The organism is Lysobacter daejeonensis GH1-9 (assembly GCF_000768355.1).
GTDB lineage: Bacteria > Pseudomonadota > Gammaproteobacteria > Xanthomonadales > Xanthomonadaceae > Aerolutibacter > Aerolutibacter daejeonensis.
The window spans coordinates 86408-112614 of sequence record NZ_AVPU01000005.1 but is presented as its reverse complement, the minus strand read 5'-3'; the positions used below and the strand labels follow the sequence as shown (position 1 = coordinate 112614).

Annotated in this window: 22 protein-coding genes and 5 tRNA genes; 9 read left to right on the top strand and 18 right to left on the bottom strand. The window is 67.4% G+C overall.

Annotated features, from left to right (window positions below):
* Window positions 1-208: 208 nt before the first annotated feature.
* From clpX to N800_RS04510, 8 genes are all read right to left on the bottom strand, one after another.
* The gene (gene clpX, locus N800_RS04545; protein WP_036135333.1) at window positions 209-1498 is read right to left on the bottom strand and encodes an ATP-dependent Clp protease ATP-binding subunit ClpX; all 1290 of its coding nucleotides are present in this window, start codon (window positions 1496-1498) and stop codon (window positions 209-211) included.
* 197 nt (window positions 1499-1695) lie between these two features.
* Complete coding sequence (gene clpP, locus N800_RS04540; RefSeq protein WP_036135331.1) at window positions 1696-2322, bottom strand: ATP-dependent Clp endopeptidase proteolytic subunit ClpP; 627 nt, start codon at window positions 2320-2322, stop codon at window positions 1696-1698.
* A 223-nt stretch (window positions 2323-2545) separates the two neighbouring features.
* A complete protein-coding gene (gene tig / locus N800_RS04535; protein ID WP_036135330.1) occupies window positions 2546-3838 on the bottom strand; it encodes a trigger factor in 1293 nt (430 codons plus the stop codon).
* A gap of 345 nt (window positions 3839-4183) precedes the next feature.
* A tRNA-Leu gene (locus N800_RS04530) sits at window positions 4184-4268 on the bottom strand.
* A gap of 95 nt (window positions 4269-4363) precedes the next feature.
* A tRNA-Lys gene (locus N800_RS04525) sits at window positions 4364-4439 on the bottom strand.
* 52 nt (window positions 4440-4491) lie between these two features.
* Window positions 4492-4568 (bottom strand) — tRNA-His (locus tag N800_RS04520).
* 24 nt (window positions 4569-4592) lie between these two features.
* Window positions 4593-4669 (bottom strand) — tRNA-Arg (locus tag N800_RS04515).
* A 35-nt stretch (window positions 4670-4704) separates the two neighbouring features.
* Window positions 4705-4781: transfer RNA gene (locus tag N800_RS04510), tRNA-Pro, on the bottom strand.
* Between the two features lie 151 nt (window positions 4782-4932).
* Between N800_RS04510 and N800_RS04505 the strand changes: the two genes are divergently transcribed.
* Window positions 4933-5688 (top strand): Bax inhibitor-1/YccA family protein, encoded by a 756-nt coding sequence (locus N800_RS04505; protein ID WP_036135328.1) that lies wholly within the window; start codon window positions 4933-4935, stop codon window positions 5686-5688.
* 147 nt (window positions 5689-5835) lie between these two features.
* Here N800_RS04505 and N800_RS04500 read toward each other — a convergent pair whose 3' ends face one another.
* The 4 genes from N800_RS04500 to grxC all read right to left on the bottom strand — a co-directional run bounded on the left by N800_RS04500 (window position 5836) and on the right by grxC (window position 9408).
* A complete protein-coding gene (locus N800_RS04500) occupies window positions 5836-7173 on the bottom strand; it encodes a Na+/H+ antiporter NhaC family protein (RefSeq protein WP_036135326.1) in 1338 nt (445 codons plus the stop codon).
* A gap of 236 nt (window positions 7174-7409) precedes the next feature.
* Window positions 7410-8423, bottom strand: a complete 1014-nt coding sequence (locus tag N800_RS04495; protein ID WP_036135325.1) for an isocitrate dehydrogenase — start codon at window positions 8421-8423, stop codon at window positions 7410-7412.
* 299 nt (window positions 8424-8722) lie between these two features.
* A complete protein-coding gene (locus tag N800_RS04490) occupies window positions 8723-9058 on the bottom strand; it encodes a carboxymuconolactone decarboxylase family protein (RefSeq protein ID WP_232227544.1) in 336 nt (111 codons plus the stop codon).
* 71 nt (window positions 9059-9129) lie between these two features.
* A complete protein-coding gene (gene grxC, locus N800_RS04485) occupies window positions 9130-9408 on the bottom strand; it encodes a glutaredoxin 3 (protein WP_036135322.1) in 279 nt (92 codons plus the stop codon).
* A 185-nt stretch (window positions 9409-9593) separates the two neighbouring features.
* Here grxC and N800_RS04480 point away from each other — a divergent pair, with 185 nt between their 5' ends.
* The 7 genes from N800_RS04480 to N800_RS04450 all read left to right on the top strand — a co-directional run bounded on the left by N800_RS04480 (window position 9594) and on the right by N800_RS04450 (window position 18777).
* Window positions 9594-11180 (top strand): M48 family metalloprotease, encoded by a 1587-nt coding sequence (locus tag N800_RS04480; RefSeq protein ID WP_036135320.1) that lies wholly within the window; start codon window positions 9594-9596, stop codon window positions 11178-11180.
* A gap of 173 nt (window positions 11181-11353) precedes the next feature.
* Complete coding sequence (gene phoB / locus N800_RS04475; protein ID WP_036135318.1) at window positions 11354-12049, top strand: phosphate regulon transcriptional regulator PhoB; 696 nt, start codon at window positions 11354-11356, stop codon at window positions 12047-12049.
* Between the two features lie 9 nt (window positions 12050-12058).
* On the top strand, window positions 12059-13378 hold the full coding sequence (phoR, locus tag N800_RS04470; RefSeq protein ID WP_036135317.1) for a phosphate regulon sensor histidine kinase PhoR: 1320 nt from the start codon (window positions 12059-12061) through the stop codon (window positions 13376-13378).
* Window positions 13375-15477 (top strand): polyphosphate kinase 1, encoded by a 2103-nt coding sequence (gene ppk1, locus N800_RS04465; RefSeq protein ID WP_052107914.1) that lies wholly within the window; start codon window positions 13375-13377, stop codon window positions 15475-15477. Before phoR ends, ppk1 begins: the two co-directional genes overlap by 4 nt.
* On the top strand, window positions 15474-17003 hold the full coding sequence (gene ppx, locus N800_RS04460; protein ID WP_036135315.1) for an exopolyphosphatase: 1530 nt from the start codon (window positions 15474-15476) through the stop codon (window positions 17001-17003). Before ppk1 ends, ppx begins: the two co-directional genes overlap by 4 nt.
* Before the next feature lie 99 nt (window positions 17004-17102).
* Window positions 17103-18248 carry a glycosyltransferase family 4 protein gene (locus tag N800_RS04455; RefSeq protein WP_036135314.1) on the top strand — a complete coding sequence of 382 codons (1146 nt, stop codon included), beginning with the start codon at window positions 17103-17105 and terminating at the stop codon, window positions 18246-18248.
* A complete protein-coding gene (locus tag N800_RS04450; RefSeq protein ID WP_036135312.1) occupies window positions 18226-18777 on the top strand; it encodes a phosphatase PAP2 family protein in 552 nt (183 codons plus the stop codon). Before N800_RS04455 ends, N800_RS04450 begins: the two co-directional genes overlap by 23 nt.
* 10 nt (window positions 18778-18787) lie before the next feature.
* Here the strand turns inward: N800_RS04450 and N800_RS04445 are convergent, their stop codons facing one another.
* The 5 genes from N800_RS04445 to creB all read right to left on the bottom strand — a co-directional run bounded on the left by N800_RS04445 (window position 18788) and on the right by creB (window position 23908).
* Window positions 18788-19672, bottom strand: a complete 885-nt coding sequence (locus N800_RS04445; RefSeq protein WP_036135310.1) for a carbon-nitrogen hydrolase family protein — start codon at window positions 19670-19672, stop codon at window positions 18788-18790.
* Complete coding sequence (locus N800_RS04440) at window positions 19669-20280, bottom strand: GNAT family N-acetyltransferase (protein ID WP_036135309.1); 612 nt, start codon at window positions 20278-20280, stop codon at window positions 19669-19671. The genes N800_RS04445 and N800_RS04440 overlap by 4 nt, the downstream gene beginning before the upstream one ends.
* A gap of 15 nt (window positions 20281-20295) precedes the next feature.
* A complete protein-coding gene (gene creD / locus N800_RS04435; protein WP_036135307.1) occupies window positions 20296-21618 on the bottom strand; it encodes a cell envelope integrity protein CreD in 1323 nt (440 codons plus the stop codon).
* A gap of 147 nt (window positions 21619-21765) precedes the next feature.
* Window positions 21766-23220 (bottom strand): two-component system sensor histidine kinase CreC, encoded by a 1455-nt coding sequence (creC, locus tag N800_RS04430; protein WP_036135306.1) that lies wholly within the window; start codon window positions 23218-23220, stop codon window positions 21766-21768.
* A gap of 7 nt (window positions 23221-23227) precedes the next feature.
* Entirely contained in the window at window positions 23228-23908 is a 681-nt protein-coding gene (creB, locus tag N800_RS04425; RefSeq protein ID WP_036135304.1) for a two-component system response regulator CreB, read from the bottom strand.
* Between the two features lie 69 nt (window positions 23909-23977).
* On the opposite strand from creB, the gene N800_RS04420 reads away from it, so the two are divergent.
* On the top strand, window positions 23978-24838 hold the full coding sequence (locus N800_RS04420; RefSeq protein ID WP_036135463.1) for a 23S rRNA (adenine(2030)-N(6))-methyltransferase RlmJ: 861 nt from the start codon (window positions 23978-23980) through the stop codon (window positions 24836-24838).
* Window positions 24839-24868: 30 nt separating this feature from the next.
* On the opposite strand, the gene chrA is transcribed toward N800_RS04420, so the two are convergent.
* Complete coding sequence (gene chrA / locus N800_RS04415; protein WP_036135303.1) at window positions 24869-26167, bottom strand: chromate efflux transporter; 1299 nt, start codon at window positions 26165-26167, stop codon at window positions 24869-24871.
* Between the last annotated feature and the right edge of the window lie 40 nt (window positions 26168-26207).

Sequence of the window (26207 nt, the reverse complement as noted above, 5' to 3'; positions counted from 1 at the left end):
GCCAAATGCGAAGCAAATCACACATCCAGATTGATATTTGCAGCTTCTGGCCACTGGGCCCAGCAGCCCACGCAATGAGCCATGGGCGCAGAAGGCCTGTTTTGCGCATTCGGCGTTCAAGCCACAAACGCAAACGGCCGCGCAGATTGCGCGGCCGTTTGACGTAGAGCCCAGCCCGCGCGCCTTTCAGGGCACGGGGCGCCGCCGATTACTCGGCGGAGGCAGCCTTGGGAGCGGCGACCGGGGTCTGGTAGATCAGGTATGGGTCGGTCTTGTGGTCAATCACCGACTCGTCCACCACCACCTTGCTGACGTTCTCCAGCGACGGCAGGTCGTACATGGTGTCCAGCAACACGCCTTCCACGATGGTGCGCAGGCCACGTGCGCCGGTCTTGCGCTTGAGTGCCTTGCGGGCGATCGCGGTCAGCGCGTCAGCACGGAACTCCAGTTCCACGCCTTCCATCTCGAACAGCTTCTTGAACTGCTTGGTGATGGCGTTCTTCGGCTCGGTCAGGATCTTTACCAGTGCGGTCTCGTCCAGTTCCTCCAGCGTGGCGACCACCGGCAGGCGGCCGACGAACTCAGGGATCAGGCCGAACTTGATCAGGTCCTCGGGCTCGACCTCGGCCAGGATCTTGCCGGTCTCGACCTTGCGCTCGCTGCTCTTGACCTTGGCGCCAAAGCCAATCCCGCCGGCTTCGGTGCTGCGCTGCTGGATAACCTTTTCCAGGCCGGCGAAGGCGCCGCCGACGATGAACAGGATGTTGCGCGTGTCGACCTGCAGGAATTCCTGCTGCGGGTGCTTGCGACCGCCCTGCGGCGGCACGCTGGCGACGGTGCCTTCGATCAGCTTCAGCAGCGCTTGCTGCACGCCCTCGCCCGACACGTCGCGGGTGATGGACGGGTTGTCGCTCTTGCGCGAAATCTTGTCGATCTCGTCGATGTAGACGATGCCCTGCTGCGCCTTGTCGACGTCGTAGTCGCACTTCTGCAACAGCTTCTGGATGATGTTTTCCACGTCCTCGCCCACGTAACCGGCTTCGGTCAGCGTGGTGGCGTCGGCCATGGTGAACGGCACGTTGAGCATGCGCGCCAGCGTCTCGGCCAACAGCGTCTTGCCCGAACCGGTCGGGCCCACCAGCAGGATGTTGGACTTGGCCAGCTCGACGTCGTCGTTCTTCTGCCGGCTCTCGATGCGCTTGTAGTGGTTGTAGACCGCCACCGCCAGGGTCTTCTTGGCGCGGGACTGGCCGATCACGTACTGGTCGAGGACCTCAAGGATCTCCTTGGGCTTGGGCAGGTGGCTGCGCGCCGACTGAGCCTTCTCCTCGAGCTCCTCGCGGATGATGTCGTTGCAGAGTTCGACGCATTCATCGCAGATGAACACGCTCGGGCCCGCGATCAGCTTGCGGACCTCATGCTGGCTCTTACCGCAGAACGAGCAGTAAAGGATCTTGTTGCTGTCGCCGGTACCGCGGCTTTGTCGCTCGTCGCTCATGCTTCTGCCTGTTGTTGCTCAAGTCCCCTTCCCCGCCCTTTCGAGGGGGCCGGGAGGGTGCTTCGGCCCGAGAATAGCACAGCGTCCCAGCCCGCCAAGGGGCCGGCTCCCGGGCCGGGAAAACGGTGGAAAGTCCCGCGGGACGGGTTGGCGAGGAAGCGTCCCGTGCCATCCATTCCGTGTGGCGGGCCGGCGGATCAGCCTGCCTGGATCGACTCGTCGGGACGGCGCTCCAGGACCTGGTCCACCAGGCCGTAGTCGCGGGCCGCCTCGGCGCTCTTGAAGTTGTCGCGCTCGGTGTCGCGCGCGATGGTCTCCAGCGGCTGGCCGGTGTGCTTGGACAGGGTCTCGTTGAGGCGCTGCTTCAGCGACAGGATCTCGCGGGCGTGGATGTCGATGTCCGTGGCCTGGCCCTGGAAACCACCCAGCGGCTGGTGGATCATCACGCGTGAGTTCGGCAGCGCGTAACGCTTGCCGGGTGCGCCCGAGGCCAGCAGCAACGCGCCCATCGAGGCGGCTTGGCCGACGCAGATGGTGCTCACGTCCGGCTTGATGTACTGCATGGTGTCGTAGATGGCCATGCCCGCGGTGACGATACCGCCCGGCGAGTTGATGTAAAGGCTGATGTCCTTTTCAGGGTTCTCGGCCTCGAGGAACAGCAACTGGGCCACGATCACGTTGGCCATGTAGTCGTCGATCGGGCCGACGAGGAAGATCACCCGCTCCTTCAGCAGGCGCGAATAGATGTCATACGCGCGCTCGCCGCGGCTGGTCTGTTCGACCACCATCGGGACGAGGTTCAGGGCTTGGGTTCGGTAATCCATTGAATGGCACCTGTGACTGGCTTGTGGGGCGGTTCCGATCAAATTGGGGCCGATCGGAAGAAAGCGCAAGTGGTGCCTTGCATGTGAGGCAGCCCACGGTCAGGCAGCCGGTGGGCAAGGACTGGGGCGCCTTGCGGGCACCCCGCCTGCCCGGCCACCCAGCAGGCGCCGGGTGGTGGAGCAACGACGGGCAGGCGGCGGTTGCCCCCGGCCCGCTCAGACCTTACTGGCGGATCGCCTCGCTGAACGACATCGGCTGCTCGGTGTGCTGGGCGCGCTCGGCGATCCAGTCGATCACCTGCTCTTCCATCACGCGGTTCTGCAAGCCGGCCATCAGCTGCTGGTCGTTGCGGTACAGCTCGATGACCTGCTGCGGCTCCTCGTAGGTCGAGGCGATCAGCTGCAGGGTCTCGTTAACGCGCTTCGGGTCCAGTCGCAGCTCGTTGCGGCGGGCCACTTCACCCACCAACAGGCCGACCAGCACACGCTTGCGGGCGGCCTCCAGGTAGTTCTGGTACATGTCGGCCGGCACGTCGCCGACATTGCGGCCAGCACGCTGGGCCTGCTCGACCACCTGCGCGGCCATGCCGCGGGCCTCGCCTTCGACCAGCTTCGGCGGCATTTCAACGTGCGCGTAGGCGGCGATCAGCTGCTCGCCAACCTCGCGGCGCAGGCGGGTCATCAGCGCACCCTTGAGCTCACGCTCCAGGTTGCTGCGGATGTCCTTGCGGAACTGCTCGATATCGCCGCTCTTCACGCCAAAGCTCTTGATGAAGCCCGCGTCCACCTCCGGCAGCACCGGCTCGGAAACTTCCTTCACCTGCAGGGTCACGGCAACCTTCTTGCCGGCGAACTGCGGCACGCGCCAGTCAGCCGGGAAGTCGACTTCCACGGTCTTTTCGTCACCGGCCTTCATGCCAACCAGGGCAGCTTCCACGGCCGGGAACATCACGCCCGAACCGATCGCGGTGGCGCCACGCTCGGCGCCCTCGGCGGGCAGGCGCTCGCCGTCGACCATCGAGAAGGTCTCGAGACCCACCAGGTCGCCGTCCTTGGCCTCGCGCTCGACCTTGTTCCAGGTACGGCGCTGCAGGCGCAGGTTGTCGAGCATCGTGTCGATGTCGGCGTCGGTGACCTCGGCGGTGTGGCGCACGACGTTGAGCTTGGCGACGTCCACGTCACCGAAGTCCGGCACCACCTCGAAGGTGGCGACGAAATTCATCTCGCCCTCGCCCGGCGCGATCTGCGGGTTGCCGGCGATCTGCAGCGCGTTGTCGCGCACGGCATTGCCGAAGGTTTCGCGCAGCAGGCCGTCCATCACTTCGGCGCGCACCTGCTGTCCGAAGCGCTGTTCGATCACGCTGGCCGGCACCTTGCCCTTGCGGAAGCCCTTGAGGTTGGCACCGCGCTGGATCTCCTTCAGGCGACCGCCCACGACGGACTCGTAGCGATCGGCCGGGAGGGTGAAGGTGAGGCGGCGTTCAAGGTTGCCCAGCGATTCGACCGAAACTTGCATATCCACTCCTGCAACCACGGCACCCGCCGCGGCACGATGTTGTTGATCTGGCGTCAGGATCGGGCACGCCAACGCGCCACGGGTTCCTGCGAACTTGCTAGTTTGGCTGATTCCGGGCCGGGCTGCCACCGTTCCGAAGGGCACGGGTACGCCTGGCGACGCAGCAGCGCCACCCAGGGACAGCTCGCTTGGGGAGGGACTGAAGGGAAGAGCCTGCCGACGGAACGACCTTCCCTCGCGACGGCTCGCTTGGGGATGGGGCAGGAGGAAAAGCCTGCCGACGGAACGGCTTTCCCTCGCGACGGCTCGCTTGGGCGGTGCGGGCTATTTATTACTGAGGAGGCGTGGTGCGAAAGGCGGGACTCGAACCCGCACGCCTTGCGGCACTGGAACCTAAATCCAGGGCGTCTACCAATTCCGCCACTTTCGCAATGTCGACCGGACCTTGCCGATCATCCGGGCCGCCATTCTAGGCGGGCTTCGGAAAAGGAAAAAGGCACCTGTTGCCAGGTGCCTTTCCGGGATTGGTGGGCCGTCAAGGATTCGAACCTTGGACCTATTGATTAAGAGTCAACTGCTCTACCAACTGAGCTAACGGCCCGGAACAACTTAGAAGCGAAACTTTACCAGAAAATTTTCACTTCGCAAATAGGTGGGGTGGCTGAGGGGACTCGAACCCCCGACATCTGGAATCACAATCCAGTACTCTAACCAGCTGAGCTACAGCCACCACATGAAACAGATCCGCCGACTCTGGCGCGCCCGGCAGGAATCGAACCTGCAACCACCGGCTTAGAAGGCCGGTGCTCTATCCAGTTGAGCTACGGGCGCGTGGCGGACATCTTAGCCGAGGCGCGCAACTCAAATGGTCGGGGCAGAGGGATTCGAACCCCCGACCCTCTGGTCCCAAACCAGATGCGCTACCAGACTGCGCTATGCCCCGGGCCAGTCTTCCGAAGCGCGCCAGCGCCGCGAAAGGTCGACTATTCTCGGCTGCGCCGGGCGGGCTGTCAATGCGCGATTTCCGGCCCTCGCCCGGTCGCCCCGCCTGTATGCTCGCGGCTGGATCGCCGCAAGGCAAACAAGGAGCCAACATGCGCAGTGGAAATCCCGCTTTGAAGGACAGCACGTTCCTCGACCTCGGCACCGGCAGCGTCGTCACGGGCGCCCAGGACACGATGTCCCTGAACGGCACGGTCAACAAGACCGCGTTCCTGCTGGTGCTGACCCTGGCCGGCGCGCTGTACACCTGGTCGCTGTTCTTCAACAGCAACGGCACCGCCAATCTGCTGCCCTACGTGCTCGTCGGTGGGCTGGGCGGTTTCGTCATCTCGCTGGTGACGATCTTCAAGAAGACCTGGGCGCCGGTCACCGCCCCGCTGTACGCGGCACTGGAAGGCCTTTTCATCGGCGCGATCTCGGCCATGTTCGAGCTGAAGTTCCCGGGCATCGTGATGCAGGCGGTGGGCCTGACCTTCGGCACGTTGGCGGCACTGCTGATGGCGTACCGCAGCGGCCTGATCAAGGCCACCGAGAACTTCAAACTGGGTGTGGTCGCCGCCACGGGCGGCATCGCCCTGCTCTATCTGGTCAACATCGGAATGGGCTTCTTTGGCAAGTCGATGCCGTTCATCCACGACAGCGGCCTGATGGGCATCGCCTTTTCCGGCTTCGTGGTGGTGATCGCTGCGTTGAACCTGGTGCTGGACTTCGACTTCATCGAAAGCGGCGTGGAGCAGCGTGCGCCGAAGTACATGGAGTGGTATGCCGCGTTCGGCCTGCTGGTGACGCTGGTGTGGCTGTACCTTGAGATCCTGCGCCTGTTGTCGAAACTGCAGTCCCGCGACTGAGACAGCCGACCCGGACTGGGGAGCCACACAAGGGTTACAGCACGAGGGGCGCCTGCGGGCGCCCCTACTTCTTGAAACTGGGCGCGAGGGGGCGCACTGCCCTCACTGGCGCCCTTCCCTTCCGGCAACCTCCTTGTCCCGGGAGTGTCAGGGACGCGCTGGCGAGTCCGACGCAGCGGCCCCATGCCGCGAGGGCAGGATCATGAAGACCACAGCGGCTGCGACGAGCAACCAGCAGTAGTAGACCTTGCCGGCAATCGCCAGTGGCGACAGCCCGGCCAGCGACGCCGCCAGCAGGATCTGCGCACCGTACGGCAACAGCCCCTGGGTGACGCAGGAAAAGATGTCCAGCAGGCTGGCGCTGCGACGTGGACTGATGTCATGGCGCTCGGCGATGTCCTTGGCCAGGCTGCCAGCCACCAGGATGGCCACGGTGTTGTTGGCGGTGAGCGCATCCGCACCAACAGCGAGTGCCGCGATGCTGGCCTCGCCCGAGCGTCGGCCGGTATGCCCCCGCGCAAAGCGCGCGATGACCTGTGCCAACCAGGCCAAGCCACCGGTCACTTTGATCAGTTCCGCCAGGCCGCCGATCAGGATCGACAGCAGGGTGATCTCGACCATGCTGTCGAAACCGGCGTAGATGTCGCCTGCAAAGGTGACCGGGTCATACCCGTCGCCGACGAACAGGCCAGACAGGCCCGACAACACGAGGCCGATCGCCAGCACCAGCACCACGTTGAGGCCCGCCAGGGCCAGCCCCAGCACGACGACATAGGGCAGCACCAGCCAACCGCTGGCAACACTGTCGGGTGGGGCGACCGGCGCGGTATCGCCCAGCACGGCCATCAGCGCAACCGTGGCAATGGCGGCCGGCAGGGCGATCTTGAAGTTCTCGCGGAACTTGTCGCGCATGCGACATCCCTGGGTGCGCGTGGCGGCAATGGTAGTGTCGGAGATCACCGAGAGGTTGTCGCCGAACATCGCACCGCCCACGACAGCGCCCAGCACCAGGCCCGCATCCAGGCCGGCAGCGTCTGACACGCCCAGTGCAATCGGCACGACCGCCGCGATGGTGCCCATCGAGGTGCCGATGGCCAGTGCCACGAAACCCGCCACCAGGAACAGGCCCGGCAGGATCAACGCGGGCGGCAGGCTGCCCAGGCCGATGGCCACCACGGCGTCGACGGCGCCGATGGCCTTGGACACGGTGGCGAAGGCACCCGCCAACAGGAACACCAGGCACATCAACATGATGTTGGCGTGCCCCATGCCTGCGAGCAGTGCTTCGATCGGACGGACCCCGCGGCGCCATGCCAGCCACGCGCCCAGTGCAAGCGCTGGCAGGATCGCCACGGGCGCACGCAGTTGGTAGAAACCCATGGCTTCGCCCTGTGCGGTGAAATACAGGCCCGCACCGAAGAACAGGGCGAGGAACAGCAGCAGGGGCGTCAGCGCGAGCGCGCTGGGGCGGACGGCATCATTCATCGCTTCATCCGAATGGACGGAACAAAGATTGCCATTCTGAGGGCCGAGTCCGGGCGTGTCGAGGCCACGGACAGAACAGTGTCCGCTCCCGACTGGGTCATTCACGGACGCGCGGGGACGCCCTCGTGGCCGACCGCCGGCAAGGCCCCTGTGGGCCGCCGAAAACGGCACGGGGCGCCCGAAGGCGCCCCGTGAGAGAGGGAGCCGATGGCTGGCTCCCTTGGGTTGCATTGACCTCAGGCCGTGGCGCGCTTGGCGATCGCCTCGGCGAAGCTCTGCGTGGTACCCGTGCCGCCCAGGTCGGGGGTCAGGTTGTCCTTGGCCTCGAGCGTGGCGATGATCGCCTCGCGCAGCTTGGTGGCCTTCTCCGGCATGCCCAGGTGGTCGAGCATCTGCGCGGCGCCCAGCAGCAGCGCGCACGGGTTGGCCTTGCCCTGCCCGGCGATGTCCGGGGCGGTGCCGTGCACGGCCTCGAAGATGGCCGCATCGGTGCCGATGTTGGCGCCCGGGGCCAGGCCCAGGCCGCCGACGAGGCCGGCACACAGGTCGGAGATGATGTCGCCGAACAGGTTGGTGGTGACGATGATGTCGAACTGCTCCGGACGCATCACCAGCTGCATGCAGGTGTTGTCCACGATCATCTCGTTGCACTCGATGTCCGGGTACTCGGTGGCCACGGCGCGCGCGGTCTTGAGGAACAGGCCCGAGGTCGACTTGAGGATGTTGGCCTTGTGCACCACGGTGACCTTCTTGCGGCCGGTCTTGCGGGCCAGTTCGAAGGCGTAGCGCACGATGCGCTCGGAGCCACGGCGGGTGATCTTCTGGGTCAGGGTGGCGACTTCGCCATCTTCGGACAGCGCCTGGCCTTCACCGATGTAGGCACCCTCGGTGTTCTCGCGGACGGTGATCAGATCCACGCCCGACGGGAAGCGCGACTTGGTGTTGGGGAACGACTTGGCCGGACGCACGTTGGCGTACAGGTCGAAGCGCTTGCGCAGCTCGACATTGATCGAGGAGAACCCCTCGCCCACTGGCGTGGTCAGCGGCGACTTCAGCGCGATGCGGTTCTTGCGGATCGAGTCCATGGTGGCCTGCGGCAGCAGCTCGCCGTGCTTTTCCAGCGCGACCAGGCCGGCGTCGGCGAACTCGTACTGCAGGCCGAGGTTCATGGCGTCGAGCACGTGCAGGGTGGCGTCCATGATCTCCGGGCCGATGCCGTCGCCACGGATGACCGTAATCGTCTGCGTCATAGGGGGTCTTCTTCCGACTGATGGGCGCCAAGGGGGAAATACGGCGCCGGATGGTTAACCGGCGAATTATGCCCGAAAACCCACCTTCATTTCAGGCGCAACCATTGGCCAATGGTCGGAGATGGCGCTGGAGGCCTTGCTGCGCAAGGGATCCAGCCGGTCGCCGCGGAAAGCGGCGAGACGGCCACCCAAGCGCTGCAGGGGCGGCCGTGACTGTTGCAGCGGCCACCCTGGCTTCACGCGGGCCAATGCAACTGCCGCCCCCACCGTGGAATGACCGAAGGGCTGCCCGCCCTCGATCAGCCGTGGTCGTGCCCGGCAGGGGCCTGTACGTCGCCCTGCTCCAGCCGGTCGAGGAAATCCACGGCGCGACGCAGGTGCGGGATGACGATGGAGCCGCCCACCACCAAGCCCACCGAGAAGGCTTCGAACATCTCGTCGCGGTTGACGCCGGCTTCCTTGCACTGCGCGACGTGGTAGCTGATGCAGTCGTCGCAGCGCAGCACCAGCGAAGCGACCAGTCCCAGCAGCTCCTTGGTCTTCACGTCCAATGCGCCGGCCTGGTAGGTCTGGGTATCCAGCGCGAAGAAGCGCCGCACCACCTGGTTGGGCTCGGCGAGGATGCGTTCGTTCATCCGCTTGCGGAACGCGGTGAACTCGGCGACGCGGTCGCCTTCGACCGGGCCGCCGTTGTCCTGCGCGCCGCTCACGCCGATGCCCCGGCGAGCAGCGGCTCCAGACCACCGGCGCGGTGCAGCGCGATCATGTCGTCGTAGCCACCGACGTGGGTCTGGCCAATGAAGATCTGCGGCACGCTGGTGCGGCGGGTCAGGGCCACCATCTTCTCTCGCTCGGCCGGGTCCAGGTCGATGCGGACTTCCGTCCACGACTGACCCTTGCTCTTGAGGAAGTTCTTGGCGGCCACGCAGTACGGGCAGACGGCCGTGGAATAGATGGTGATCTCGGGGGCGGTGGACTGGCTCAAGAGGGTCTCCGTGAACTCATGGGGAGGGCTGTGGTCGAATATGGGCCTGCCATGGCGGGCTTTCCATATCGCCAGTAGAACACTGGGGTGCTTAACCGGAGTGCTTAATCGGCTATTCACCCGCCCGACCGCGGGGGACGGCATGCTGGCACGCACCCATCCCGCCCTACCGAAAGGATGCCCGCTTGCGCCGCATTTTACCGCTCACCGCCGCCCTGACCTACGCGCTGGCCAGCCTTGGGGCCCCTGCGCAGGAGGCCCGGCTGCCGGACATCGGCTCCTCGGCCGGTGAATTGCTGACCCCGGCACAGCAGGAGGAATACGGCGGGATGCTGCTGGCGCAGCTGCGCCACTACGACTACATCCTGGACGACCCGCTGGTGGAGGGCTGGCTGGACTCGCTGGGCACACGGCTGGGCGCCAGCAGCGACAACCCGCGGCAGTCGTATACCTTCTTCATGATGCGGCAGCGCGAGATCAACGCCTTCGCCACGCTGGGCGGCTATGTCGGCGTGAATGCCGGACTGGTGCTGGCTGCGGACCGGGAAGACGAAGTGGCGGGCGTGCTGGCGCATGAAATCGCCCACGTGACCCAGGACCATGTGCTGCGCGCGGTGGAACGGGCGCAGAAGGACCAGCTGCCGATCCTGCTGGCGATGCTGGGGGCAATCGTGGTGGCGCAGTCGGCCGGGGGCAATTCGTCCGACGACGCGGCCCAGGCGGCGATGGTGTCGGCCATGGGGCTGATGCAACAACGGCAGATCGACTACACCCGCTCGAACGAGCATGAGGCCGACCGGCTCGGCATCCAGTCGCTGGCACGCACCGGCTACGATCCGATGGCCATCGCCGACTTTTTCGGCAAGCTGCAGCAGCGCTCACGCGCCAACGGTGCCAGTTACTACGGCACCGAGGCGCCGGAGTTCCTGATGACCCACCCGGTCACCATCACCCGCATCAGCGAGGCCAAGGACCGCGCCCGGCTGATCGCGGGGAACTCGCATGCAGCGGTGATCGCGCCCGGCACCAGCAACAACCCGCTGCTTCCCCAGGGATTGCAGGTCAGCGGGGGCGCACTGAAATCCGGCGGCACCGGGCGGTTCGAATTCGCGCGCGAGCGCTTGCGCGCGCTCAGTGCAGACACGCCGCGGGACGCCGTGCAGGAATACGAGCGCCTCGCCAAGACCGGCAAACTGGATCCCGCGCAACGTTATGGCAAGGCCATCGCCCACCTGCGCGCCAATGAGCCGGCGGCAGCCATCGACCTGCTGCAGGGCCTGCTGGCGCAGCAGCCACGCGACGAGTGGCTGGAACTGGCGCTGGCCGAAGCCGAGGCGAAAGCCGGCCGCCACGCGGCTGCCGATGCCCGCTTTGAGTCGCTGGTACATCGCGGCCCGAATGACCGCGCCATTGCCCTGACCTATGCCCGTGCATTGGGCGAGCGCAATACGGTGGCCGCGGGCAAACGCGCACAGGCCTTGCTGCGCCCGTTGCTGCCGCGCTCGGCCCAGGACCCGGTGTTCCAGCAGACGTTTGCCCGTGCCAGCGAGATCGCCGAGGATCCGGTGCGGGCAGGCGAAGCGTATGCCGAAGCCGCCTACCTGGGCGGTCGCCCGGAGCAGGCGCTGGTGCAGCTCAATACGCTGAAGAAGCGGCCGGAACTGGACTACTACGCCCGGGCGCGGATCGAGTCGCGGATCGCAGCCATCACCCCGGTGGTGCTGGAGTTGCGGCGCCAGGGCGTACGTGACGAGGTCCTGGACCGTCGATGACACTGATGCGACGCTGTCACAGGGACGTCACAAAACGGTAGTGTACTGACACCACTTCGGGGAGCCCCGCAAGCGGGCTCTCGCGGTACAGGACGTATCGCAGGTGATCGTGCGCCGGCCCTGGCGCAGCGGTCACCGGAAGCCGTCACAGCCCACACTCCCCCGGTGACCGCGTGCAGAAGCGCATCCTGATTGTCGAAGACGAGCCCGCCATCCGCGACATGGTGGCCTTCGCCCTGCGCAAGGGCGAATACGAGCCTGTGCATGCCGGCGACGCGCGCGAGGCGCAGGCGGCCATTGCGGACCACGTGCCCGACCTGATCCTGCTGGACTGGATGCTGCCTGGCACCAGCGGGCTGGAACTGGCCCGGCGCTGGCGCAAGGAATCGCTGACCCGCGAAATCCCGATCATCATGCTCACCGCGCGCGGCGAGGAGAATGACCGCGTGGGCGGCCTGGAGGCCGGCGTGGATGATTACGTGGTCAAGCCATTCTCGGCGCGCGAGCTGCTGGCACGCATCCGCGCCGTCCTGCGCCGCTCGCGCGAGGACGACGAGGACGGCAGCGTGGGCATGGGGTCGTTGCGCATCGACGGTGCGGCGCACCGCGTGTTCGCTGGCGACCAGCCGGTGCAGATCGGTCCGACCGAGTACCGGCTGCTGCACTTCTTCATGACCCACCCCGAACGCGTGTACACCCGTACCCAACTGCTGGACCACGTGTGGGGCGGCAGTGTGTACGTGGAGGAGCGCACGGTGGACGTGCACATCCGCCGCCTGCGCAAGACGCTGGAGCCGCACCAGCTCGACGGCATGGTGCAGACGGTTCGAGGCGCCGGGTACCGGTTTTCCGCGTCGCTGGCCGTCTAAACTCGGGGCATGCCTCCTCGCACGCGCTCCGCCTGGCTGAAGACACTGGGCCAGCTGACCCTGATCCTGCTCGCGGCCGCCGCCGCGGGCCTGGCGATTGGCCACCCTTGGCCGGTGATCACCCTGGCCGCCCTGGGTGTGGTGGCCTGGCACTACTGGCGACTGCGCAACGTGCTGCTGCGGCTCACCGCACGGCAGCGACTGACCCCTCCCCTGGGCGAAGGCGTATGGAACGAGCTCGACCGGCTGCTGTATCGCAGCCAGTCGGAGATGCGCACGCGCAAACGCCGCCTGATCGAGATGCTCCGCGCCTACCGCGCCGCGGCCGCCGCGCTGCCCGACGGCATTGTCGTGGTGGACCGGCTGAGCCAGCGGGTGCTGTGGTTCAACGAGGCCTGCAAGCCGCTTCTGGGAATGCAATATCCGAAGGACATGGGGGCGCCCCTCGTACAGCGGTTGCACCCCTTGCCCTTGGCGCACTGGTTGGCTGCCGGCCGCCACGCGGAGACGTTGGAGGTGCCCTCCCCCGTCAATTCGTCGGTAACCCTGAGCCTGCGGCTGATTCCTTACTCCGAGAACCTGTGGCTGCTGGTGGCGCGCGACGTGAGCCGGCTGCTTCACCTGGAACAGATGCGCCGCGACTTCGTGGCCAACGTTTCGCACGAACTGCGCACGCCACTGACGGTGGTGCACGGGTACCTCGACATGCTCGACCCGGAAGAGCACCCCGACTGGGCACCGATGCTGGCCGAGATGCAACGGCAATCACAGCGCATGACCCAACTGGTGGAAGACCTGCTGACGCTGTCGCGGCTGGAGTCCCAGGGCAGCCTGCCTGAGGAGGAGTCGGTGGCGATGAGCGCGATGCTCAACACCCTGGCGCGCGAGGCCAACGCGTTGAGCCAGGGCCGCCACCAGGTCACGGTGGAGGACACCGCCGGCGTGGACCTGTGGGGCGGCCACAAGGAACTGCACAGCGCCTTCTCCAACCTGGTCAGCAATGCGATCCGCTACACCCCCGCAGGCGGCAGCGTGCACATCCGCTTTCGGCGCGAAGGGCCTGGCGCCGTACTGGAAGTGAGCGACACCGGTTACGGGATCCCGGCGCATCACCTGCCACGCCTGACCGAGCGTTTCTACCGGGTGTCCACCAGTCGCTCGCGCGAGAGCGGCGGCACCGGACTTGGCCTGGCCATCTGCAAGCACGTGCTCAACCTGCACCAGGCACGCCTGCTGGTCACCAGCGAAGTGGGCCGCGGCAGCACGTTTTCCTGTCAATTCGGCGCTGAGCGCGTGCGCCCGCGCGAGGCCCTGGAGGTATTGCCATGAACATCCAGCTGCCGTCTGTCGCGCCGGTGGATCCGACCGCCGAGCGCGATCCGCTGCGTGACCGCTCGCTGTATTTCAACCGCGAAGTGTCGCAGCTGGACTTCAATTTCCGCGTGCTGGCCCAGGCGATGGACCCGCAGGTGCCACTGCTGGAGCGGCTGCGTTACCTGTGCATCTCCTGCACCAACCTGGACGAGTTCTTCGAAATCCGCGCCGGCACCCTGCACCACGCCCATGACCTCGGGCTGGCACCGGGCGCCGACGGGCTGGCACCGGCGACGGTGCTGACCCGCATCCATGACCGTGCGGCCGAACTGGTGCAGCAGCAGTACGCCTGCTGGAACGACACGCTGCGCCCGGCGTTGGCCGAGTCGGGAGTGCGCGTGCTGGCGCGCGAGGCGTGGAGCGAACAGCAGACCGAGTGGCTGCGCACCTGCTTCCGTGACGAAATCATGCCGGTGCTGTCGCCGCTGGGCCTGGACCCCGCGCATCCGTTCCCGAAGATCCTCAACAAGTCGCTGAACATCGTGGTGGTGCTGGAAGGCAAGGACGCGTTCGGGCGCGCCGGCCACCTCGCCATCGTGCGCGCCCCGCGTTCGTTGCCGCGCATCATCCAGATCCCGCAGGAAGTCTCCGGCGGCGAGCATGACTTCGTGTTCCTGTCGGCCATGCTGTCGGCCTTCGTCGACGAACTGTTCCCGGGCATGCGGGTCAAGGGTGCGTACCAGTTCCGCGTCACCCGCAACTCCGAATTGCTGGTGGACGAGGAGGAAGTGGACAACATCGCGCTGGCATTGCGCGATGAACTGGTCGGCCGCGGCTACCTGCGGGCGGTACGGCTGGAAATCGCCGAGCAGTGCCCGGACGCCATCGTGCGCACGCTGCTGGAGAACTTCGACCTGCCCGAACACGCGGTGTACCGCATCAACGGGCCGGTCAACCTCAACCGCGTGATCCAGGTCTACGACCTGGTGCAGCGGCCAGACCTGAAGTTCACCCCGTTCCAGGCGCGGCTGCCGGTGGGCACCGAAGCCATGTTCGACACGGTGGCGCAGGGCGACATGCTGCTGCACCACCCGTTCGATGCCTTCACGCCGGTGCTGGAACTGCTGCGCCAGGCGGCCGAAGACCCGAACGTGCTGGCGATCAAGCAGACCCTGTACCGCGCCGGCAAGGATTCGCCCATCGTCGAGCACCTGGTGCAGGCGGCTCGCAACGGCAAGGACGTGACCGCCGTCGTGGAGCTGCGGGCGCGCTTCGACGAGGAGGCCAACCTGGGTTTGGCGGACCGGCTGCAGGAGGCCGGCGTGCAGGTGGTGTACGGCGTGGTGGGCTACAAGACCCATGCCAAGATGCTGCTGATCGTGCGCCGTGAAGGGCGCAAGCTGCGCCGCTACGTGCACTTGGGCACCGGCAACTACCACACCGGTACGGCCAGGGTTTACACCGACATCGGCCTCATCACGGCGGACGCCGACATTGGTGCCGACGTGCACATGGTGTTCCAGCAGTTGTCGGGCCTGGCGCCGGCGACCAAGCTGAAATGCCTGCTGCAATCGCCGTTCACGCTGCACTCGGGCGTGCTCAAGCGCATCGACCGCGAAACCCGGCACGCCAGGGCGGGCAAGCCGGCGCGGATCATCGCCAAGATGAACGCCCTCAACGAACCGCAGGTGGTCCGCGCGCTGTACCGCGCCTCTCAAGCGGGCGTCGAAATCGACCTGATCGTGCGCGGTGCCTGCACCCTGCGCCCCGGGGTCGAGGGGGTGTCCGACCGCATCCGCGTGCGTTCCATCGTGGGTCGCTTCCTTGAGCACCACCGGGTGTACTGGTTCGCCAATGACGGCGAGCCGGACCTGCTGTGCTCCAGCGCCGACTGGCTGGAACGCAACCTGCTGCGGCGGGTGGAAACGTGCTTCCCGGTGCGCGATCCGTCGCAGGCCCAGCGCGTGTATGACGAGGCGCTGGACAACTACCTGCGCGACAATGTGTCGGCCTGGATGCTGCAGCCGGATGGCCGCTACGAGCGCCTGCAGCCCGCCGAGGGCGAGCCCCCCCATTCCGCACAGGCCACTTTATTGGCGAAAATCTGCGGATGAATGCCGTCCTCCATGCTGCTCGCCTCCCGCTGAAGGACGGCGACCTCCTCGCTGCCGTCGACCTGGGCTCCAACAGCTTCCACATGGTGGTGGCCCAGCAGTTGCTGGGGCAGCTGCGGGTGGTGGACCGCCTGCGCGAGACCGTGCGCATGGCCGAGGGCCTGGACCGCAAGGGCGGGATGGACCCGGAGGTCCGCGACCGCGCGCTGGAATGCCTGGCCCGCTTCGGCCAGCGGCTGCGCGACGTGCCGCCCTCCCACGTGCGGGCCATCGCCACCAACACGGTGCGCCGGTTGGCGGCACCGCAGGCATTCCTGATGCCGGCCGAAAGTGCGCTGGGGCATGCCATCGAAGTGGTGGCGGGCCGTGAGGAGGCACGCCTGATCTACCTTGGCGTGGCACACGCGCAGCCCCCGAAGGATGGCCAGCTGCGCCTGGTGATCGACATTGGCGGTGGCTCGACCGAGTGCATCATCGGCCGCGGTTTCGACGCGCTGGAGCGCGAGAGCCTGCAGCTGGGCTGCATCGCCACCACACGCCGTTTCTTCGAGAACGGCAAGCTGACGCGCAAGCGCTGGAAGGATGCACTAGCGGAGGTGACCGCGGAGTTCCAGCAGTTCGCCGGCACGTACCGGGCCTTGGGCTGGCAGGAGGCGTTGGGAGCCTCGGGCACCAACAAGGCCATTGGCGAAATCTGCGCGGCGATGAAGCTGACGAAAGGCGCGGTGACCGCGCAGGCACTGCCCGTGGTCCGCGACCGCCTGTTGCAGGCCGATCGCATCGACGCCATCGACCTGCCGGGGCTTTCGGCGGATCGCCGGCCAATCATTGCCGGTGGCGTGCTGATCCTGGAGGCGGCGTTCAACGCGCTGGGCCTGGAGCGCATGGCCGTGAGCAAGGCGGCAATGCGCGAAGGCGTGCTTTACGACATGGTCGGCCGTGGCGGCGCCCACGACCCGCGCGATGCGGCGGTGGCAGCGCTCATGGAGCGCTACGGCATCGACCGACCGCAGGCGGCGCGCGTGGAGGCAACGCTCATGCACCTGTTCGACCAGGTAGCCGAGGCGTGGCAGCTGGACGAGGACGACCGGGTGCTGCTCCGCCGGGCCGCGATGCTCCACGAGCTCGGCCTGGTCATCGCCCACAGCCAGTACCACGTGCACGGCTCGTACGTGCTCGAGCATTCGGACATCGCGGGTTTCTCGCGCCAGCAGCAGCAGTTCCTGGCCGCGCTGGTGCGCACGCATCGCCGCAAGGTACCCAAGAGCGCGTTCGATGCACTGCCCGACCGCCTGCTGTCCGCGGCGCGGCGCAGTGCGGTCCTGCTGCGACTGGCCGTGCTGATCCACCGCGCCCACGAGGCCACGCCCATCCCCACGCTGGAAGCAGTCGCCTCGCCGACGGGCCTGACCCTGACGCTGTCCAAGCGCTGGCTCGACGCCCGCCCGCTGCTCAAGGCCGACCTGCTGGGTGAGCCCGACGACATGGCCGGGCTCGGGATCGCCCTGCGCATCGAGATGGCGTGACTGCGTGACCTCAAGACGACCGCGGTCACCGCGCGGTCATGAGGCTGACACCACCGGTTAACCGGACCGCGCGACGCTCTCCCAAACCGGGAGCCGCGCATGCGCTATGCCATCGTCACCGAGACCTACCCACCGGAAGTCAACGGTGTGGCGCTGACCGTGCAGGGGTTGGAGCACGGCCTGCGCGCCCGCGGGCACGACGTGGCCCTGGTGCGTCCGCGCCAGGCGACAGAGCTTCGCGACAGCGGCGATGAACTGCTCGCACCCGGCCTGCCGATCCCCCGCTACCCGGGCCTGCGCTTCGGCCTGCCAATCACCGGGCGCCTGCTCCGCCACTGGCGCGCGCGGCGCCCCGACGCCATCTATGTCGCCACGGAAGGGCCGCTGGGCTGGTCGGCCGTGAGGGCGGCGCGTCGGCTTGGCATCCCGGTGGCCACCGGTTTCCATACCCGCTTCGACGAGTACATGCGCGACTACGGCGTGGGTTTCCTCGAAGGCACTGCGCTGGGATGGATGCGCCGGTTCCACAATGCCGCGAACGCCACCCTGGTGCCCACGCGCGAGTTGGCGGGTTTCCTCGGCGGGCAGCGCTTCGCCAACGTAGTGCGGCTGTCGCGCGCGGTGGACACCGCCCTGTTCCACCCCATGCGCCGCGATGAGGGCCTCCGGCGGGAATGGGGCGTGGGCACGGAGGGACTGGCCGTGATCTACGTGGGGCGCATTGCGCCGGAGAAGAATCTCGAACTGGCCGTGCAGGCGTTCCGAGCCGTGCGGGCGTTGCGACCCGAAGCGCGGTTTGTCTGGGTCGGGGCCGGACCCGCGCAGGCACGGCTGCAGCAGGCCAATCCAGACTTCGTCTTCGCCGGCGTGCAGCGTGGCGAATCGCTGGCCCGGCATTTCGCCAGCGGCGACCTGTTCCTGTTTCCCAGCCACAGCGAGACGTTCGGCAACGTCACGCTGGAGGCGATGGCCAGTGGCGTGGCAACGGTGGCCTTCGACTACGGCGCCGCGCGCGAGCACATCAAGGATGGCGTGCACGGTGCGGCGGTAGCGCGAGGCGACGATGCGCGTTTCATCCGCGAATCCGTGCGCATGGCAAGTGACGATTCGTTGCGCGATGCGATGGCGCAGGCCGCCCGACGCGCGGTGGAGGGCCTGCGCCCCGAACAGGTGGCCTCCGATTTCGACGACATCCTGCAAAGCCTACGGGCGGGAGGACACAATGCATCGACAGCCGTGGCGTGAGCGTTTCGTGGCCGGCGAGTCCGGCTGGTGCCTGCGGATCAACCGGCTGTGCGCGAAGGGGGCGTCCCGGGCGTACTTCTCCGCGATCAGCCGACTGGGCGACGGTGTCTTCTGGTACGTGTTGATGGGCGCATTGGTGGTGGCCGAGGGCATGGACGGGCTGGCGGCATCCGCGCATCTGGCCGCGACGGGCGTCATCGCGCTCGCGCTGTACCGGCTGCTGAAGCGGTGGACCCGGCGGCCCCGTCCGTTCGCCTCGGATCGGCGCATCCAGGCGTGGGTGGCGCCGCTGGATGAATTCAGCTTCCCCTCGGGGCATACCCTGCACGCGGTGGCCTTCACCCTGGTGGCCATGGCGCATTACCCGGGACTGGGCTGGTTGCTGGTGCCATTTACCGCGAGCGTGGCTACCTCACGCGTGGCGCTGGGCCTGCATTACCCGAGCGACGTGATGGCGGCGACCGGGATTGGCTCTGCCCTGGCCGCGTTGTCGCTGTGGCTGGTGCCGGGCGTGTCGTTGTTCGCCTGAGGCCCCCGCCTCACCCGAAGGGCGCCAGCCGAGCGCGAGCGATCTCTGGCCGCCACTGGCCGGGCCAGTCGCGGTCCACGGCCACCTGCGCCTGCGCGCGGGAGGCCTGCAGGGCGCCAAAGTCCAGGTCCGCCACCGCCCAGCGCTGCGCGCCGTCGGTGCGTGCCAGCACGCCATCGGCCGGCAAGCCCACATCCATCGGCGCATAGAGGGCGGCCTCACCGGTGTTTTCGTCCAGTGCGGGGCTCCAGGAGGCTTGACCGGCCGTGACCGACTGCGCGACGAAGCACCGGTTCTCCAGCGCGCGGGCCATGCATCCCACGCGCACCCGCGTGGCCCCGGCCTCGGTGTCGGTGCAGCTGGGTACCAGCAGCAGGCGCGCGCCAGCCTCGCACTGGGCTCGCACCGGCAGCGGAAATTCGCTGTCGTAGCAGATGGCCGTGGCCGCACGCGTCTCGCCCACGTCGAACACCTTGAGCGCATCACCGGGCTCGATGACACCCGTCGCCTTCTCGAACCCCGTCAGTTGCAGTTTGTCCTGCCAGACGTGGGTGCCATCGGGTGCGAACAGGTAGCTCCGGTTGCGGTAGCGGGCCAGCCCCGTGTCCAGCAGGAAGCTGCCCGCCATCACGTGCAGTCCCACGCGCTGGGCCAAGTCGGAGAATAATGCCATCCAGCGCGGGTGGTATTCCTGCGTGGCGGCGAGTGACGCGATCAGATCGCTGCGCACACTGGCGTCGAAGCTGGCCGCCAGCTCCAGTGACAGGTACTCGGGCAGCACCGCGAGGGACGCACCAGCGGAGCGCGCTTCCTCCAGCCAGGCCGTCTGTTTGCCGGCGAAGGCCTCGAAGTCGGCCGGGGCATCGATCGTGTATTTGGCTACGGCAACTCTCACCAGAACACCTCCAGCGGCCGGGTCCAGCAGGTCAGGGTATGGGCGACGTCACCGTCGGCCCCCACCTCGGGCCATGGCAGCGCCACCTGCATGCCGGCCACCGGGGCGTAACCGCGCTTGCGCCAGAAGACATCGTTGTCGCGATGCGCCTGGGGCCGGCGTGGATCGGCCGGATCGCGGTCCACCGCGCAGAAGGCCGTCGACGCAAAACCACCCAGCGCTCGCGCATGAGCCTCGCGCTCATCGAAGAAGCGGTGACCCAGCCCCTGGCCACGGTAGGCCGGCAACAGTACCGACTCACCGCAATAGAAGGTCGACTCAGGCCGGTAGCCTGCCGCCGCGAAGGGGCGGATGAAGGCACCCGACTCCTCCGCCAGCGGCAGGCCAGTCGAGGCGCCGACGACGCGGGCCCCATCGAAGGCCAGTACCGCGACGCTGCGCTTGCTGCGCGTATACACCTGCAGGTATTCGGCCTCGTAGGCGGCGCTGCCTGCGTACAGGTAAGGCCACTCCCGGAAGACCTGGCTGCGCAGGCGCGCCAGGTCGTCCACGTAGGGGGCGATGGCATCGCCCACCAGAGTGCGGACCGTGATCGATCGTGCGTTCATGGCGTGGATTCTAGGTCAGCCGGCGGCGAGAGGCGCCGTGGCACCGGCCCGGTACCAGTCCACCTTCCGGGTGGCGGTCATGATGGCGGCCAGGATCACGAACAGCAGCAGCGAGCCCATCAGCAACGCGTTGTCCTCGGAGATCAGCAGGCCATACAGGGCGGCATACAGTGCGCCGAGCATCATCGCGAACCCGACGCCGCGCAGGACGCTGCCCAGCACGTGGCACAGGTAGTACCCGATCAGCGCCACGCATGCGGTACTCGCCAGTGCATACGCCAATCCAAACGCAATGTGCTCGCTCAGGCTGACCAGCAGCAGGAAGAAGATCGACAATGCGAGTCCAACCAGCCCGTACTGGATGGGGTGGATGCGCAACTGCAGCAGCAATTCGAGCATGAAGAAGCCGACGAAGGTCAGCAGTACGAAAAGGATGCCGTACTTGATGGCGCGATCGGCCTGCGTGTAAGCGTTGACCGGATCGACCAGGGACACGCTGACAGCATCGACGCCGCTGACCAGGCCGCGCCCGCCGAGGTACTGGCGCTGCGCATCTGCCGCCAATGCGGATATCTCCCACCGGGCGGAAAACCCGTCGGCGCCAATGCGCGGCTGGCGCGCGGGGAACTTGCCGGCCAGTCGCGGATGCGGCCAACTGGACGCCAATGCGAAGCGGTTCTGCTGGCCCATGGGCACCAGAGACAACGATTCGGTACCGCCCAACACGAGGTCCAGACGCGTTGACAGCTGCATCCGCGACCCGGGCAGCGGCGCCGACAGTCGCGTATGCACGCCAGCCTCATCGCGCGCGCCTTGGCCCTGCAGGACTGCGACCGGAGCGCCATTGATGCTCAACCGTGGCGCCCCCACCAGCCCGCGCACATCGGCGACGCCATAGCTCAGCCAGGGCCGGCCGATGCGCCGGTTGGCGAGAGGGTCGCTGGTGGCGGGAATATCGACGGCAAAACGCGCGTCGGCCCGCCCTGCCCACTCATAGACCCTCACCGCATGCAGCCCCAACCGACGGGTGGACGGCTTGATCGGCCCGCCCACCTCCAGCGCATCCGGGAAGAAGACCCACTGACGCTGTTCGTCGCGGCGCACCTTGCGCGTGCCGCCCTCGGCAGCGGCAACGTCGACCTCCACCGACTCGGTGTAGGGCACCACCAGCACCGGCCCGCCGAACACCTGCGCGTCAGCGAAGGTCGCGGAGATCTGCTCGACCGCCTCGGCCCGATTGCGTTGCCGGTCGTCGATGACGCCATCGATCAGCGCCAAAGGCACCAGGATCGCCAATGTCATCGCGAATACAAAAACCAACTTGATCCAGAACCGCATGTCCCGCCCCCTTGCGTGGGTTGGCGGTCAGGATCGCTGCTGTTGGTGCGTGGCCGATGTCGCGACGGTGAAGTGGGAGTGAAGTGCGCGTCACGCGCCTTCCCGGCACGCGGCAAGCGACGGGGCGGGGGACGCTGCAGCGTCAGCTCATCCCTGCGACGCCAGGGGCAGCTCAAGCGTTGCGACCGCCCCACCCCCTTCACGGTTGTCCAGGGATGCGCGCCCGCCATGCAGGTCCGCAACCTCCGCGACAAAACACAGGCCAAGGCCGCTGCTGCGGCTACCACCGCCGGGGCGCGGCAGGGAGTAGAAGCGCTCGAACACCCGCTCGCGGGCGTAGTCCGGTACGCCCGGGCCGCGGTCGAACACTTCAAAGCGCGCGCGCCCCGCGCTGGTCTGCAGATGCACCTCCACCAGGCCGTCCGCTGGCGAGAAATCGAGTGCGTTCTCGACGAGGTTGAGCAGTGCCTGGCGCAGCAGGAAGGCATCGCCGAGCACGGCCAACCCGGTCGACGGCAATGACAAGCGAATCCGCCCGTCCCCCTTCGCGCCGGGGCCGCCGCACTGCTCCAACACGTCCTGCGCGAGGGTCGACAACATCACCGGCTCCGGCCGCTCCAGCTGCTGGCGGTGTTCGATGGCGGCAAGCGCGAGCAATTTCTCGATCATCTGCGCCATCCGCTCCCCCTGCCCACGGATGTTGCCAATGAAGCGGGCCCGATCGGCCTCCGCCATCGGGTCCTCCAGCAACTCGGCGCTGCCGCGGATCGCCGCCAGTGGCGCCTTCAACTCGTGCGTCAGCGTATGCACGTAGTGCTCAACGTACTGCTTGCCGTCCAGGCGGACGCGCATGGTCTCCAGCGCGCGCCCCAGCTCTCCAAACTCACCCGGCACGTCCGGCAACACGACGCGCTCACCGGCGGTGGCGGCTTGTGCGTAGCGGCGCAAGCGCCCCAGTTGGCGGGACAACCACCACGCTGCCAGTAGACCGATCAGCAGCGACATCCCCATCAGCACCATGCCCCAGCGCAACACCTTGAGCTGGCTGCGCTGGATGAAGGGCGCGATCGAACGGTTTGGCTTGGCCACGGTCAGCACGCCCGCGATCCTGCCTTGGCCATCGCGAATCGGCGCGGCCACGTGCATCACGCTGGAGTCAGGGTCGTCCGGGTCGGCCAGCGTCGAGCGCGCGCCGTAACGGCCCTGCAGCGTCAGGTAGACGTCATTCCAACGCGAGTAGTCCTTGCCCAAGGCGCCGGTACGGCCGTCGCGTGCATCGGTGTCGAACACCACGATGCCCTTGGCATCGGTCACGTACACCCGATATTGGCTGTCGCGCTTCTGGAAACCCCAGATCTGCGCACCAAAATCACGGCCGGACAAGCCCCGCAACCGGCTGGCGAAACGACCGTCGTTGATCCGGCCCGCCAACAAGTCATCGGTGGCCAACTCCGCCAGCACGTTGGCCGTGTCCACCAACGTGTCCTCCATCGCCTGGCGCACGCCCGGCTTGACCTCGGCGACGAACACGCGCCCCAACAGCAGCGCCGCCATCGCGACGACGAGGAAGTACCCCAGGAAGATCCGCAGGCCAATCTTCACGGCGACGTCAGTCCACCACCAACGAATAGCCCAGCCCGCGATGCGTACGGATCGGATCGGGCGTGTCCGCATCGACCGTGCGCAGCTTGGCGCGCAGGGTCTTGATGTGGGTGTCGATGGTGCGGTCACCGCTGTCGAGTGCATCACCCCACACCCGGTCCATCAGCTGTGCACGCGACAGCACCGCGCCGGGACGGTGCAGCAACTGAGCCAGCAGACCGTACTCGTAGCGCGTCAGGTCCAGCACACGGCCGCGATAGCGGATTCGATGGCCCTCGGTATCGTGTTCGAACCCTGCAACGCAGCGAAACCCCTCGGGTGCCGGCGCCTGCGTGCGCCGCAGCACCACCCGCACCCGCGCCACCAGCTCGCGCAACGAGAACGGCTTGGCCACGTAGTCGTCCGCGCCGATCTCCAGCCCGAGGACACGATCCGCCTCGGCCGCCTGCGCGGTCAGGAAGATCACCGGCAGGTCCCGCTCGCGCCTCAGCTCCCGGCAGAGTGCGAACCCGCCCATGTCGGGCAGGCCCACGTCAAGGATGGCCAGATCGAAGCCTTCGGTGCCCGCCAGGCGCAGTGCATCGCCAGCGCTCAGGCAATGGGAAACGGCCAGGCCATCGGCACGCAGGGCGTACACCACGGTCTCGGCGATCGCCGCCTCGTCTTCGACCAGCAGGATCCGCGGCATCGTGCCCCTCAACGGTGGGTAATGCCCGCATTAGAGCAAGCCCGGCGGCCGACGGGCTACCCTATGCGCATGAACTATCGCCACGCGTTCCATGCCGGCAACCATGCCGACGTCCTCAAGCACCTGACCGTGCTGGCCCTTTGCGATGCGCTGACCGCCAAGCCGACACCGATTTTCGCGCTCGACACCCACGCCGGCCGCGGCCTCTACGCGCTGGACAGCAACTCCGCCCAGCGCACCGGCGAGGCCCAGGGCGGCATCGGACGGCTGGTGGCCGAAGCCCCGGCCGACCCACTGGTACAGCGCTACCTGCAAGCCGTGCGCGCCTGCCGCAACGAGCACGGCGCAGCCGCCTACCCGGGCTCGCCCTGGCTGCTGGCGCACGCGTTGCGCGAACAGGACCGCATCGCCGCCTGCGAGCTGCACCCGGAAGAAGCCGGCCAGCTCAAGGCCAATTTCGCCCGTGAACCCCGCGTGGCCGTGCATGAGCGTGACGGCTACGCAGCCATGAAGGCCATGCTGCCACCGCGGATTGGTGCGGTGAAGTTCGCGCGCGGCCTGGTACTGGTGGACCCTCCTTACGAAGCCCAGTTGGACGAGTTCGACGCGATCATCGGCGGACTGCGCGATGGATTGACCCGCTGGCCGCAGGGCATCTTCGCAGTGTGGTACCCGATCAAACTGCGGCGCGCGCTGCAGCCGTTCTTCCGGCGCGCCGCGACTCTGCCGGCGAAGTCGTCGCTGGTAGCCGAACTGATGGTGCGCGAAGACGATTCGCCGCTGCGCATGAACGGCAGCGGCATGCTGGTGGTCAATCCGCCGTGGCAGTTGGACCAGCAACTCAAGCCGGCATTGGCGAAGGTGGCCAACGTGCTGGCGGAAACCGCCGGCGCCAGTGCGCGCGTGGAGTGGCTGAAGACCGAGCGCTGAGACTCGCGGGAGTCGGCGCCTGCGGGGTCGCTATAGCGACTGCACCATCCATCCTGTAAGTGCCGCCCCGGCCACCACCAGCGGTACCGGCCAACGCCACCGCGCCAGGCCGAGGTACGCCAGCAGCGCGATCGCGCCGGCCAGAACGTTTTCCTGCCACGACTGCGACATACCGAGTCGCCAGCCGAACCAGAGCGCGAGGCTGGCGATGACGCCGACGACGGCGGCGGTAATCCCTGACAGCATCGCCGCCGCCCACCGCCACGTCGCGATGCGCTCGATCCAGGGTGCCGCTGTCAGCACGAACAGGAAGCTGGGCAGGAAGGTGGCCCATAGAGTCACCGCAGCCCCGAGCAGCGCCGACGCCAGCGGTGAGGGCAAGTCCGGATGTTGCCACCCGCCGACGAAGCCGACGAATTCGAGTACCAGGATCAGCGGCCCCGGCGTGGTCTCGGCCAGCCCGAGGCCGGCCAGCATCTGGGTCGCATCGAGCCAACCGTGCTGATGCACGGCCTGCTCGGCCACGTAGGGCAGCACCGCATACGCGCCACCCAGGGTCACCAACGCGGCCTTGCTGAAGAACAAGCCCATGCCAAAGGCGGTGCTGTCCCAACCGAGGACCACCCCCAGCAGCGCGATGGGCGCCAGCCACAGCAGCGTGCAGACCAGGCCGGTACGCACTGCGGCCCGGCCCGATGCCCCCGCCCCAATGGCGACCTGGCCCGACGGCATTGCATGCCCCGTCCCGGCCAGCCATCCGGGGCGCCAGCGCGACGCACCCCATCCGGCCAGCGCCGCCACGAACAGCAACAGGGGGAAGGGCCAGCGCAGCCAGCCAATAGCCACCAGGGCCAGCAGGGCCAATGCAAATGCGAAGGGCGTGCGCAGCACTCGGCTGCCGACCCGCTGCACGGCATGCACGATCAGGCCCAGCACGGCGGCCTGCAGGCCGAAGACCACGCCGGCCACCGCAGGCACCTCGCCAAAGCGCACGTACGCCCACGACAGTGCCGCCAGCAGCACGGCCGCCGGCAGCACGAACAGGCTGCCGGCGACCACGCCGCCGCGCACGCCATGCAGTCGCCACCCCAGCCACGTGGCCAGTTGCATCGCCTCCGGCCCCGGCAGCAACATGCAGAAGTTGAGGCCCCGCAGGAACGTCGCTTCATCCACCCAGCGACGCTTGTCGACCAGCTCGGCGTGCATGATCGAGATCTGCCCCGCCGGCCCGCCAAAGCTGATCCAGCCGAGCAGGCACCAGAATCGCAACGCCTCGCCAAGGGTGGGCGGTCGCGCCCGGTCCTGGGCCGACAGCGCAACGCCTTCCATGTGTAAGCACCAGATGAAGATCGGATTAACCGTTAGTGTG